Origin of the sequence: Candidatus Phytoplasma oryzae, assembly GCF_003263355.1 — a bacterium.
Classification (GTDB): Bacteria; Bacillota_I; Bacilli_A; order Acholeplasmatales; family Acholeplasmataceae; genus Phytoplasma; species Phytoplasma oryzae_B.
The window spans coordinates 21617-35623 of the sequence record NZ_JHUK01000003.1; the positions used below are offsets into that span (position 1 = coordinate 21617).

The 14007-nt window shown below is 22.7% G+C and carries 9 protein-coding genes and 1 tRNA gene; 2 read left to right on the forward strand and 8 right to left on the reverse strand.

The features are described 5' to 3' along the window. Positions 1–4: 4 nt before the first annotated feature. The 4 genes from DH96_RS01170 to secA form a co-directional block, all read right to left on the reverse strand. Positions 5–1735 (reverse strand): nitrilase-related carbon-nitrogen hydrolase, encoded by a 1731-nt coding sequence (locus DH96_RS01170; protein WP_066540387.1) that lies wholly within the window; start codon positions 1733–1735, stop codon positions 5–7. A gap of 68 nt (positions 1736–1803) precedes the next feature. Then, positions 1804–2568: a YitT family protein gene (locus tag DH96_RS01175; RefSeq protein ID WP_066540384.1), complete on the reverse strand. Its 765-nt coding sequence runs from the start codon at positions 2566–2568 to the stop codon at positions 1804–1806. 54 nt (positions 2569–2622) lie between these two features. Then, positions 2623–3726 carry a peptide chain release factor 2 gene (prfB, locus tag DH96_RS01180; RefSeq protein ID WP_066540382.1) on the reverse strand — a complete coding sequence of 368 codons (1104 nt, stop codon included), beginning with the start codon at positions 3724–3726 and terminating at the stop codon, positions 2623–2625. A gap of 32 nt (positions 3727–3758) precedes the next feature. Beyond that, entirely contained in the window at positions 3759–6275 is a 2517-nt protein-coding gene (gene secA / locus DH96_RS01185) for a preprotein translocase subunit SecA (protein ID WP_102135025.1), read from the reverse strand. A gap of 635 nt (positions 6276–6910) precedes the next feature. On the opposite strand from secA, the gene DH96_RS01190 reads away from it, so the two are divergent. Beyond that, positions 6911–7234, forward strand: a complete 324-nt coding sequence (locus tag DH96_RS01190) for a cyclic-di-AMP receptor (protein ID WP_066540429.1) — start codon at positions 6911–6913, stop codon at positions 7232–7234. Between the two features lie 105 nt (positions 7235–7339). Then, positions 7340–7567, forward strand: coding sequence for a 30S ribosomal protein S15 (rpsO, locus tag DH96_RS01195; protein WP_066540378.1), 228 nt, complete (start codon positions 7340–7342; stop codon positions 7565–7567). 234 nt (positions 7568–7801) lie between these two features. Here the strand turns inward: rpsO and DH96_RS01200 are convergent. The 4 genes from DH96_RS01200 to DH96_RS01215 form a co-directional block, all read right to left on the reverse strand. Beyond that, positions 7802–7876 (reverse strand) — tRNA-Gly (locus DH96_RS01200). 1112 nt (positions 7877–8988) lie between these two features. After that, complete coding sequence (locus tag DH96_RS01205) at positions 8989–10431, reverse strand: 2-hydroxycarboxylate transporter family protein (RefSeq protein ID WP_245927100.1); 1443 nt, start codon at positions 10429–10431, stop codon at positions 8989–8991. Positions 10432–10544: 113 nt separating this feature from the next. Beyond that, positions 10545–11273, reverse strand: coding sequence for a pyruvate kinase (locus tag DH96_RS01210; RefSeq protein ID WP_245927101.1), 729 nt, complete (start codon positions 11271–11273; stop codon positions 10545–10547). 708 nt (positions 11274–11981) lie between these two features. Further along, a complete protein-coding gene (locus DH96_RS01215; RefSeq protein WP_111961289.1) occupies positions 11982–12623 on the reverse strand; it encodes a pyruvate kinase in 642 nt (213 codons plus the stop codon). Between the last annotated feature and the right edge of the window lie 1384 nt (positions 12624–14007).

The following is a 14007-nucleotide window of genomic DNA, read 5'->3' on the forward strand; positions in this document are numbered from 1 at the left end:
TATTTTATTCAAATAAATGAAGAGGTATTTTTAATTCTGTTCTATACGATAAACTATATTCAAAAATTTTTGGTCCAGCAGCCATTTTTTGTCTTTTTGATTGAGATTGAAAAAAAAATTTCATATATTGTTTAACTATTTTTTCACTTTCTTGTTCAGTCAATGAAAAAACTTTTTTTATTAAAAAAGCTATTTTTTCCTCACCGAAGTTATGTTTTAAATAATGGTATAAAATAAAATCCTTTATAATTAATTCTTTAGTTAAAAAATTATTTATTTTTTTTAAATATATTTTTTTAAGAATATTATTTATTTCTAAAAAATTATGACGAAAATGAAATAAAATTAATTCAATCATAAAAGTATTAGATATACCAATATTCACGTTATATAAAAAATCATAATTTTTTAAATTATATTGTATATTACCTATTGCAATATCAGATAAATTATAGCTTTCCAAAACTAAAATTTTATTAATTTCATTTTCTTTTTTTAAAAAAATATCATTAATAATAATATTAACTTTATTATTATTCAAAAAATCTTTTAAAACAGCAAATAACTCTTTATTTACAAAAATATTAGGATCTAAAATCACATTTAAATCTTGAAAATCTTTATTATTATCTTTAAAACTTTTAATAATATTCAATAAAGTTAAAAACTCATGCAATTCTTCTTTCATATATAAAAAAACTTTAAGATTATCTATTTTAGATAATTGATTTTTTAAAGATAAAAGTTGAATAGAACGAGATATTTTCAAATTTTCTTCTAAATTCTCTTTTACAATGAAAGGTTTTGATTCAAAATCTTTTTCAAAATTATAAACTTCTACTTCTTTTAGTTCAAAATAAGATTTTAAAAAAATAATCTCTTTTCCTATTTTTTGATCACCATATGTAGTATCTATTATTCTTTGATATTTAATAACATCTATTGAAACATCTACTACCAAACTAATATCCTGATTAAATAAATCTTTTTCACCAATTACTTCCCCTAAAACAGCCGCAATTTTATGATTAGAAAAAATAGTATCCATTGCTGATTCAGTAATTCCGCTGCTTGTATAAAAATATCCTCCTATATGTTTTCTAGAATGATCTAAAACAGCCATTTTTCTTAATTGAGATTTTCCAATATGTTCTGTTGAAGCAGATAAATTAAAAATTAAATGAGCACCATTTAAAACTAATAAATCACTTGGTGATTCAATTGTCCATAAATCTTGACATATTTCAACACCAAAAACAACATTAAAATCTTTATTTATAAATAAAATATTCCCAAAAGGAACTTTTTGTTCCAATAATTTTACTAATTTACTTTGTATAAATTTTCCAGATTGAAACCATCTTTTTTCATTAAACTCTTTATAATTAGGAATAGTATGTTTTGGTACAATTCCTAAAATTTTTTTATTTTGCACAACAACAGCAACATTATATACTAATTCTTCAAAACAAAAAGGCATTCCAATAAAATAAACACCTCCGAAAGAAGTATTTTCTAAAATAAAACTTAAAGCTTTTAAATTTTTTTGTAAAAAATTATTATCAAAAAACAAATCTCCCGCACTATAACTACTTAAACATAATTCTGAAAATAAAACAAAACTGGCATTACTTTTATTTAGTATTGAAATAATACTCTGAGCATTTTTAAAAGGATTACCGATATATAATATTGGACTCGATAATTCCACTTTGATAGATCCTTTTTTATACATAAATTTTTTTTAATCGCCTTTCTAAATATAGATCTATTATGTTACTTTTTTAGGATATATAAATTTTTTTAATTTTTGAAATGTAAAAAATTATTCTTTTTTTTATTGAAAAAAGATGAAAAATTTTTTTCCATAATATAACCAATAAGAAAAAGAGATAAAAAAGAACAAATTATTCTTATAATTAAATTTTTCAAAATTATTAAATAATGAAAATGCATGTTATTTTCTGCCTGAATTATGCTTTCTAAAAAAGAAGATAAAAAAATGATACAACCATCTGTAATAAAAAAAATAATAATAAAATTAAGCTTATATTTTTCTTTTAAAATTTTTTGAAAAATATCCATACCACCGGTAGTATAACCTATTTTCATAATATTACTTAAACTTAAACCTATAAAAACACCACTTAGAAAAGAATAAAATATCATTTTAATAAAAAAATTTTTATTTAGAATATTAGTTGATAATATATTATTTTTAGATTCTCCTAAAAAATAACTTAAAAAAGGTATTGTAATATTTAGAATTAAACATAAAAATACCGTTTTTAATAAAAAGTCTTTTCCGAAAAATTTATATCCAATAATTAAAGATAAAAAAGTATAACAACTAATAAAAAAAGAAATAATAAAATCTTCTCGTAAATAATTAAATATTTGAAAATTAAATAATTTCATAAATTGAACTGTACAAATAGATAAACCATCCATACCACCTGTATTTAATTTAATACCTAAAGTAAAAAAATAAATAGATAAAGCTAGAATAATATCATTTATAATAAGAAAAAACCATTTTTTAATTTCTTTATTTTTACTAAAAATCATTTAAATAACACTAAAGACTTTATAACTAATATTTTTTTAATTTTCTTAATTATTTCAAACATTATTATTTTTAATTAAAAAGGCATTTATAAAATCATCTAAGAAACTTCCATCCATCATTAAATTAACTTGAGAAACTTCAAAATTAGTACGATGATCTTTAACTATTTGATAAGGATGAAAAACATAACTTCTTATTTGAGAACCCCAACTAATGTCTTTTTGTCCTTTCTTTAATAATTTTTCATTTTCTTTTTGCTTTTCCAAAGCTAATTGTAATAATCTAGTTTTCAAAATTTGCAAAGCTTTTTCTCTATTTTTAATTTGACTTCTTTCATTTTGACAACTTACTACTATATTTGTAGGTAAATGAGTTATACGTACAGCTGAATCAGTAGTATTAACATGTTGACCACCAGCACCACTACTTCTAAAAACATCAATACGTAATTCTTCATCTTTAATATTAATTTTAATTTCATCATTAATTTCAGGTAAAACTTCACAAGATACAAAAGAAGTGTGTCTTCTAGAATTAGAATCAAAAGGAGAAATTCTAACTAATCTATGTATTCCTCTTTCGGCTTTTAAATAACCAAAAGCATATAAACCTTGAATTAATAAACTAACACTTTTTAAACCGGCTTCTTCTCCTGGTTGATAATAAAGAATTTTAACTTTAAAATTTTTTTTTTGCGAATATTTTTGATACATACGAAATAACATTTCACACCAATCTTGAGATTCAGTACCTCCGGCGCCTGGATGTAAAATTAAAATAGCATTATTTTCATCATAAGGTTGATTTAAAATTAATTCAATTTCTAATTTTTTTATTTCTTTTTGAAACAATTTTAATTCTTCCAAAAAATAAAAAAAATCTTCATTATTTTCTTCTATAATATTAAATAAAGATTCTAATTCATCATATTTTGTTTTAAAATTAATAAATTTTTTGCATTGATTTTGTAATTTAGAAAATTGCTGAGTTAATTGAATAACATCTTTATTATTTTGTTGCCAAAAAAAAGGTTTCAACATTAATCTATTCAACTCATCTATTTTTTTTTTTTTTTGTTTTAAATTTATTTTAATTTCTAAATTAGATAAAATAACTTTTAAATTTTCTAAAATTTTATTTATTTCATACCTTTCCATTTATTTTAATTTATTTCTCCTTTATAAAAAACTTAATCCCAAGGTTTCTTTTTATAACTAACTTTCTTATATTTTTTACTATTTTGTTTTTGTTTATCTAATCGAGAAAATTTAAATAGTGTTTGATGATTTTCTTCTATAAAGGATTCGTGTAACTGATTATTCAGTAAATAAGATTTTAAAATAATACTTGTAATGTCTAAAGCAATATTTTCAATCATTTTATTAAAAAGAATTTGACCTTCATTTTGGTAAATAACCAAAGAATTTTGTTGTCCATAACTCACAAAATTAATACTTTTACGCAAAATACTCATATCATAAATATGATTCTTAAAATGATTATCAATATTATGCAAAATAATATTTTTTAAAATACCAAAATAATAATTTTGCTTATCCAAAGTTAATTTTTCTTTTCTTTTATCAAAAATATATTTTACTTTATCTCTAACTATTTCTTTTATTTTTTCTTTAAAAAGACTATAAGAAAAATTTTTAATTTTTTCAAAATCTTCTAAAATAAAAGTTTGTTTTGTAAAAAATAAATTCTCTAAATAATCTATAATTTTTTTTAAATATTGTTCTTTTTGTTTATTTATTGTAGAATTTAAAAAATTTTCAATTTGTCCATCAAGAGTCTTATTTATTAAAATCAAGGCCAATGATTCAATATTAGAAGATGTTAAAACATTTCTTCTTTGTTTATAAATAATTTCCCTTTGTAAACCTAAAACAGAATCGAATTGCAAAACAAACTTTCTTTGTTCAAAATTAGAAGATTCAATTTTTTTTTGCAAATTAGTAAAAAAATTAGTAAAAATTTTAGAAGAAATATTTTTTTTATCTTCTTTAGATTTATTTAAGAAAATAATTAGTTTTTGAATTTTATTTCCTCCAAATCTCTTGACTAAATCATCTTCACCAGAAACAAAAAAACGAGAAAAACCAGGATCTCCTTGTCTACCAGCTCTACCTCTTAACTGATTATCAATTCTTCTAGATTCATGCCTTTCTGTTCCTAAAACAGCTAATCCCCCTAATTCTTTCACACCTTGCCCTAAACGTATATCTGTTCCGCGACCTGCCATATTAGTAGCTATAGTAATCGCACCTTTTTCACCAGCTTTAAAAATAATTTCAGCTTCTTTAAAATGATTTTTAGCATTTAATATTTCATGACGTATTCTTTTTTTTTTTAAAATTTTAGATATTTGCTCGGAAACTTCAACGTTAGTAGTACCAATCAAAATTGGTTGACCTTTTTCATGTCTTTGTTCTACATCTTGTATCAAAGCTGTCCATTTTTCTGTTATAGTTGCAAAAACAAAATCTGCTTCATCCCTTCTAATCATTAATTTATTAGTTGGAATTTCAATTACTTTCATTTTATATATATCTTTAAATTCTTTTTCTTCAGTTTTAGCAGTACCTGTCATGCCTGATATTTTTTTATAAATTCTGAAAAAATTTTGATAAGTAATAGTAGCAGCAATTTCAGTTTCTTCTTTGATAATACAGCCTTCTTTAGCTTCTAAAGCTTGATGTAATCCATCACTAAATTGTCTACCTTCTAATATTCTGCCTGTAAATTCATCAATAATTAAAATGTTGTTTTTAGAAACTAAATAATCTTTATTTTTACTCATAATATAATGCGCTTTTAAAGCATTTTTAATACAATGCAATAACACAATATTATTACTATTATAAAAATTTGAAATCCTAAAAAAAGATTCTCCTTTTTTAATACCTTCTTCTGTTAATTCAATAGTATTTGTTTCTAAATCGATAATATAATGATGAGTTTTTAAAATTTTAGCAAAACGATTAGCATCCATATAAAATTTTTGACCTTTTTTAGCATAATCAGAAATAATTAAAGGTGTTCTAGCCTCATCTATTAAGACAGAATCAACTTCATCGATAATAGCATAATTATATTCTTTTTTCATTAATAAATTATTTTCATTAGTTTCAATGTTATCTCTTAAAAAATCAAACCCAATTTCACTATTTGTTGTATATAAAATATCACATGAATAAGCTTTTTGCTTTTCTTCAATACTTTTATTTTTAATATTCAAACCTACTGTAACACCTAAAAAACGAAAAATTTCCCCTATAGAACCTTGAGCTTCTCTTTGAGCTAAATATTCATTTACAGTTACGATATGAACTCCTTTGCCACTTAAAGAATTTAAATAAGCAGGCATAACAGAAGTTAAAGTTTTACCTTCTCCAGTTTTCATTTCGGCAATTTGACCTTGATGAAGAACAATAGCTCCTAAAATTTGAACATAATAAGGATTAAGACCTGTTACTCTTCTAGAAGCTTCTTTAGCTAAAGCAAAAGATTCAATCAATAAAGAATCTAAACTTCGCCCTTCTTGTAAAAGTTTTTTTAATTTTTCAGTTTTTTGTGGAAAATGTTCATCTTTAAGATTTTTATATTCCTCACTTAATTGTTCTATTTTATCTGCTGTTTTTTTTATTTTTTTTAAATAATTATTAGAAGAATTAAAAAATTTTTTTAAAAAAAGAAATATTTTTTTTAATAAATTAAATTTCATTATTGAACCTTTCTAAAAAAACATTAATTTGTTACCAATTTTAATAAAAATAGATATCACAAATAATAATATAATTATTTAATAATAAAAATAAATTTAAACTAATCAATAATATTTTCGAATTATTTTATCAAAAATAACTTAAAAAAACTCTCTAACAGTAATTATAACATATAATAAAATATACTCAGTTGATTTAAAATTAGCATTATTTTTATAATAAAAAAAATTGTAAATATTTACAATTTTTTTATTAAGAAAACAAACATTTTGATAGAATATTAGAATATCTTATATATTTTTACTTTCAAGTTTTTTTAAAAAATATTTATTATAATAATTAATATAATTAATTTTTATTTTTGTTGGTTACTTTTTAAAAAAATTTTATTTTAGAAAATTATTTTTTTTATAAAATAATTATTTTATAATATAATTGAGATAATTTATTTTTTTAATTAAAAAAATATTTATATATATAATGATAATTTTTACCAAAAAAAAAATAAAACTATAAAATTTTATAAATCACTATCTAAATGTTAAATAAAAATATTTTAATAAATATATGGAATGAAATAATATATAATATGAATATTATGAATAATAAAATAAAATTAATTTTTGCTATTGTATCTAATGAAGATGCAAACAAAGTACAAAATAATTTAAACAAAGAAAGTATTTTTAATACTAGACTTGCAACTAAAGGAGGTTTTTTAAAAGAAAATAACGCTACTTTTATGATTGGATTAGCTGAAAATAAGATAGAAAAAACATTATCTATAATTAAAAAGTATTCAAAAACAAAAACACAATTAATCCCAAATCATATTCTTAATGAATTTATTCCTTATTGTTCGCTTCCTTCTGAAGTATCTATCGGAGGAGCAACTGTTTTTATTCTAGATGTAGAAAAATTTATAAAGTTTTAAAATAAGATAATTATTTTTAATTATTTCAATTAAAATTATTAGAATAAATAAAAATTTATATAAATAAAACACAAAAAAATTAAAGGAGATTAAAATAAAAGATTTATGGCTTTAACACAAGAACAAAAAAAAAAAATTATTCAAGAAAATTCAGAAAAAAAAAATAATACAGGTTGTTGTAAAGTACAAATAGCTTTGCTCTCTAATGAAATAGAAGAATTAAATAAACATTTAAAAAAAAATCCTTCTGATTTTCATTCTAAAAGAGGTTTATTAACCAAAAATAAAAAAAGAAATAAATTATTAAAATATTGTTATCAAATAAATAAATAATTTTTTTTGACAAAAAGATTATTTATTTATATAAAAAATAGTTTTTTATTAATATAAATCAATAAAAAACTATTTTATAATGATTATAAATATTATTTTCATAAGATTAATTTTTTTCTTCTTATAATAATAATTAATATTATGAAAATAAAAAACCATTTTTTTAATAAAAAATCTTTTAATAAAAAATCATAAATTTAAAAATATAATTTAAACTGTTATTAATTATTATCTTGGAGCGGATGAGGGGAATCGAACCCCCATCTTATGCTTGGCAAGCACACATAATAACCATTATACGACATCCACGATAAAAATAAAAAAATTTAAAATTTAAATTTTATTTAATTTATATAAATATTCTATAACATTTTATTAAAAATAAATTATAAAAATTTCATATTGGTGCCCTTAACAAGAATCAAACTTGTATCTTATCATTACCATTGATATGTTTTATATCAGGATAGAATTATGACGTTTAACCGTATAAAATGACGAATTTATTACCATAAGCCCCCCACACCACCGGACAAGCAAGTTTCCAAGCATCCGGCGGTTAAGTTAATTGTTGTTCGTATAGGTTTCTTAATTCACTATTATTTAATAATTCGTTTCTGAGTCAGAGATCTAACAAAAAAAATTTTTTTATACTCTATTTTATTAAATCAACAATTAAAATTTCCTCTTTCGCCTTGTAAAGGGCTTTTCCCTTTCCCTTGGAAGGTCAGTCCACTAGCGTATTCCAACGTTAGCTTTTAATTACCTTCGACTACTATGATTCTGCTTTTTCCTTGCCTCTACTTAAAAGGTTTAGGAAGATGAAAGTTACTCTAATATTTACCTTATGACTTTTAGGTGAGATAACCAATTTTTAGTTTGGTAGGTTCTAAGTTTTTTGTAAATTGATAATATTACAAATCTTAATGATATAAATTTATAACCAACTTAGATCAATAGAAAAGTATATTTTACTATCGGTTTATAGATTACTCCATTTTTTCTCTTAGCTTCGTTGTAGAAGTTATCCTTGAGTCTGTTTCAATTGGCAGAACCTCTTAGATGAAAATGATACATCCGTTTTCCGCTTTGATTAGTTGCTGTAATTATTTCTTCTTTCGTTGAAGTAACCACTAATCGATTGCCACAGATTATCTGCTGTGTATGGTTGGTTAAACCACTTCATATTAAAGCCTCTTTTCCGCACCATTAAACTATAAGGACATTTAATAAAATATTTTATGAAAAAATTAAAAATATCAAAAATAAATAAATAAACTTAATAAATGAATTTATTTATTTAAAAAAATTACTTATCTAAAAAAATTTATAAAATAGGTTAGCAAAAATATAATAACACAAAATAAAAATAAATTTTCACTACCTATTTAATATAAATTTACTTAATATACAATATATTTTTATCTATAAATTAAGCTGAAAGTAACAGCAGCTATAGAAAATATAATAGGACCTACTACTCTAGTAGCAATCATTGCGAAAGGTAATAAATCTAATCTATTACTAATAGCCATAACACCAATATTACCTGTTCCACCTATACTATGAGAACAAATACCAGCAGTTAAAGCAGATTCTAGAGAATAAAAACCGAAATAACTAGCTAATACAAAAGTTATTGAAACTACTAAAGTTATTGAAAGAACTACCATAAATAAAATATTTTTATCAGTAATACATTTTATTAATTCACTAAAATCAGTTGTTAAACCTAAACCAGCTAAAACAGGAGCAGTAAAATTAATCATCATAAATTTACCAGCTTGAGATACATAATTCTGATTTTTTTCAGATAGTAAACTAAAAATTTTAATAACTAATAACATTAATATAACATAAACCATTGCATCTAATTCAATAAAAGTATTTTCTGATATAAAAACATTTAACATATTTCCTATCGAATACAAAGCAAAAATTATCAATAAACCCATACCAATATTTTGGTAATCTAAAATATTTTTTTTGTCAACATCTTCTTTTTTAAAAGATTTTTTAAAAGATTGGGGTTTTTGATTTATTTCTAATTGTCCTTGGCCGCTAAATTTCGTTTTATCAAATAAAACATAAAGTATTCCAGCTACAAAAATACTTAAAACTCTTGCTAAAATTAAAGGAGCTAATATAGCTGTTCTTATGTCAGCAGATTCTTTTTGAAAAACATTACAATAAATACCATTAGCAAAACCATTAATTCCTAAATTAGTTCCACCATTTGTTAAAGGAACCAAAACAAAAAAAATAGAATCCCAAAAAGAACCTTTAGATTTATCCATAAATATTGCTGGACATTGATAATTTAATAAATAACCAAAAAAACTTGTTATTAATATGGAAAGAAAAATAGAAATTAAAGTTAAAGGAATAAATTTAAAAATAGACCTTTTCAACAATTCTTTATCAATACTTAAAATACTACCTGATATAACAATAGTAATAAAAAATTGTGAAAAATTAATTCCTATTCCATCTTTGACACTTTTAACAGAAGGTTTATTAAAAAAAAGCTTATCAAAATTATGTAATATATCTTTATTTATAATTCCTTTATGAACTAAAAAAGATGGTACTAATATACATAATAGAAAACCAAGACCGAATTTGTTCAATAAAGGAATATTATTTCCAATAAAATTCAAAGTAATACCTAATATCATCATAATAAAAATTGGAGTTATCAAAGGATGCCATAATCTTTTAATTAATTGTGGATTTTCATTTATATAAAATATATTTAAAGCAATTATACCAATAAAAAGAAAAAATATTAATAAAGAAAAACCAAATATTTTATTATTTTGAATTTTTTTTATTTTTTCAAAAAAATTTTTTTTATCAATCATATTATTTAAAATACTCACTATCCTTTTCTTTTTTTTTAAAAATAAAATTTATGTAAATTACAAAATTAAAAATTTAGAAAACAAATAAAAAAAACAAATATTTAAAAATAATTTTACAAATTTTTAATTTCAATTTTATCTTTTTGAATAAAAATAAAACGATTTTTTATATTATTTTTAAATATAAAACTTATTTTAGATAGTAATTCATCTTTCGTTAAAATAGGTATAATACCAAAATTTAAAGAAAACATTGTAGCTTCTGCTAAACTTTTAACAAAAACAAAAATCATTACCGAAGAATGAAATTTAGAAATATTATAAGCATCTTCCGAATTTTCTACTATTATACCTTTAATAGATAAATTTAAAGCCATTTGAACAACATTACATAAAAAATTTTCTCTAATATTTTGAGGTTTATAAATACAAGATAAATGATAATAATTTACTGTTTTTTCAGATTGTTTATTAATGTTATACATATATTTTATAGATTCAACAGGATATTGTCCTGAAGCAGATTCTCCTGATAACATAGTAGCACTAGTTCCTTCTTGAACAGCATTATAAACATCTGAAATTTCTGCTTTAGTTGGTCTACAATTTTTTTGCATAGATTCTAACATTTGAGTAGCAACTATAACCGATTTTCCTTTAGACAAACATTTATTAATTAACAAATTTTGATATGAAGGAACTAATATATCTTCAACTTCAATACCTAAATCTCCTCTAGCTACCATAATAGCATCAGATACTTCTATAATTTGATATCGGGATAGAATTATGTTGTTTAACCGTACAAAGACGGATTTATTATCATAAGCCTCCCACACCACCGGACAAGCAAGTTTCCAAGCATCCGGCGGTTAAGTTAATTGTTGTTCATATAGGTTTTTGAATTCATTATTATATTAATAATTAGTTTCTGGGTTAGATCTAACAAAGAAACTTTTTTTGATACTCTATTTTATTAAATCAACAATTAAAATTTCCTCTTTCGCCTTGTAAAAGGTTTTCCCTTTTGCCTCGGAAGGTCAGTCCACTAACATATTCCAACATTAGCTTTCAATTTCCTTCGACTACTATGATTCTGCTTTTTCCTTGCCTTTACTCCAAAGGTTTAGGAAGATGAAAGTTACTCTAATATTTACCTTATGACTTTTAGGTGAGATGACCCAATTTAATTAATTTTTAATATTATTTATTAATTAAAATAAATTAAAAATATTTATTAAAATGGTAAGGTCTAAGTTTTTTTAACGAATAATATTAAAATCAACATAGTTAAAATTTTAACTACTTAGATGGAATAAAATAAATATAATTTTTTTTTCCAGTTTCAAAATTACCCTATTTTTTTCTCTTAGCCTCGTTACAGAGGTTATCCTTGAGTCTGTTTCAATTGGCAGAACCTCTTAGATGAAACTAATACATCCGTTTTCCGCTTTGATTAGTTGCTGTAATTATTTCTTCTTTCGTTGAAGTAACCACTAATCGATTGCCACAGATTATCCACTGTGTATGGTTGGTTAAACCACTTCATATTAAAGCCTCTTTTCCGCCCCTATGTTATTGATTCCTGATTGGTTTTCTATTTTAGCAATAATTTTTATACTATCTTTTTTATTATTTTGTAAAATTTTTCTAATATCTAAAATATCTTGAGCATTTCTCGTAAAAGAAGCAGCTATATAATCATAACTTTGTTGAATAGCAAAATTAATATCCTGAAAATCTTTTGTCGAAATAAAATCTATATTCAAATCTACATTAGGTACATTAATACCTCTACGTGATTTTACTTTATGAGTATTTTTTGCTTTTGTTATTAACTCTCTACTATCATTCTTTTTCTGAACAATTTCTAATGTTAAAAAACCATCATCAACATAAATTAAATCTCCTATATTAACTTCTTCATAAAAATTAGGATAAGTAACAGAAAAAATACGATTATTACCTAATTGTTCTTTAGAAGAAATAGTAACTAATGAATCCTTTTGAATAATAACTTCTCCATCAAAATCATGAGTTCTTATTTCTGGACCTTTAGTATCTAATAAAAGAGAAACATGGCTTTTTAATTCTTCATTTAAAGATTTTATAGTTTCAATTAAAAACTTACTTTTTTCATAATCAGCATGCGAAAAATTAAATCTAGCAATATTTAAACCTGAATTTACCATTCTTCTTAAAACTTCTTTATTATCTGAATCGGGATAGAATTATGACGTTTAACCGTACAAGACGGATTTATTATCATAAGCCTCCCACACCACCGGACAAGCAAGTTTCCAAGCATCCGGCGGTTGTATAAACTAAAATTAATTAAACATAAAAAATGATTTAATTAACTGTCGCAGAAAGTTTTTTATTATACTTTCTAGTAAAACGACTGTTAAACTAAAAAACCTTCTTTTTTTGCTTTCATAATTCTTTTCTCATCATTGAAAAGATCAGATATTCGTATTTACTAGATAATAAAAAAATATCTTTTCACCTTTTCTATGTGGAAAAAACGTTTACACTTCCTCTTTCGCCTTGTAAAGGGCTTTCCCCTTTGCCTTGGAAGGTCAGTCCACTAACATATTTCAATGTTAGCTTTTAATTTCCTTCGACTACTCTGATTCTGCTTTTTCCTTGCCTCTACTTAAGAGGTTTAGGAAGATGAAAGTTACTTTAAATATCTCCCTTGATGATTTTTAGGTGGGATGACCAAAATAAACAACTTATATAAAATATTTTCCTTATATAAGATGGTTTTAGATACCATTTCTTTTGGTCGGTTCTAGGTTAATGTTAATGTGATAATTTTAATCGAGATAGAATTATGACGTTTAACCGTACAAGACGGATTTATTATCATAAGCCTCTCACACCACCGGACAAGCAAGTTTCCAAGCATCCGGCGGTTAAGTTAATTGTTGTTCGTATAGGTTTCTTAATTCATTATTATTTAAAAATTAGTTTCTGGGTTAGATCTAACAAAGAAACTTTTTTTGATACTCTATTTTATTAAATCAACAAATTAAAATTTCCTCTTTCGCCTTGTAAAGGGCTTTTCCCTTTGCCTTGGAAGGTCAGTCCACTAGCGTATTCCAACGTTAGCTTTCAATTTCCTTTCGACTACTCTGATTCTGCTTTTTCCTTGCCTCTATTTAAGAAGTTTAGGAAGATGAAAGTTACTCTAATATTTACCTTATGACTTTTAGGTGAGATGACCAATTTAATTAATTTTTAATATTATTTATTAATTAAAATAAATTAAAAATATTTATTAAAATGGTAAGTTCTAAGTTTTTTAAATTGATAATATTATAACTCAGATTTATAAAAATTATAAACACTTAGATAAATACATATATAATATATTTTTTTTCATTAATAAAACATATCTTACTATTTTTTTCTCTTAGCCTCGTTACAGAGGTTATCCTTGAGTCTGTTTCAATTGGCAGAACCTCTTAGATGAAACTAATACATCCGTTTTCCGCTTTGATTAGTTGCTGTAATTATTTCTTCTTTCGTTGAAATAACCACTAATCGATTGCCACAGATTATCCACTGTGT

Coding starts and splice junctions, on each gene's coding strand:
- prfB (WP_066540382.1), bottom strand. CDS start 3,726: ATGGAAAGGTATGAAATAAATAAAATTTTAGAAAATTTAAAAGTTATT.
- DH96_RS01170 (WP_066540387.1), bottom strand. CDS start 1,735: ATGTATAAAAAAGGATCTATCAAAGTGGAATTATCGAGTCCAATATTA.
- DH96_RS01215 (WP_111961289.1), bottom strand. CDS start 12,623: ATGGTAAATTCAGGTTTAAATATTGCTAGATTTAATTTTTCGCATGCT.
- DH96_RS01205 (WP_245927100.1), bottom strand. CDS start 10,431: ATGATTGATAAAAAAAATTTTTTTGAAAAAATAAAAAAAATTCAAAAT.
- rpsO (WP_066540378.1), top strand. CDS start 7,340: ATGGCTTTAACACAAGAACAAAAAAAAAAAATTATTCAAGAAAATTCA.
- DH96_RS01175 (WP_066540384.1), bottom strand. CDS start 2,568: ATGATTTTTAGTAAAAATAAAGAAATTAAAAAATGGTTTTTTCTTATT.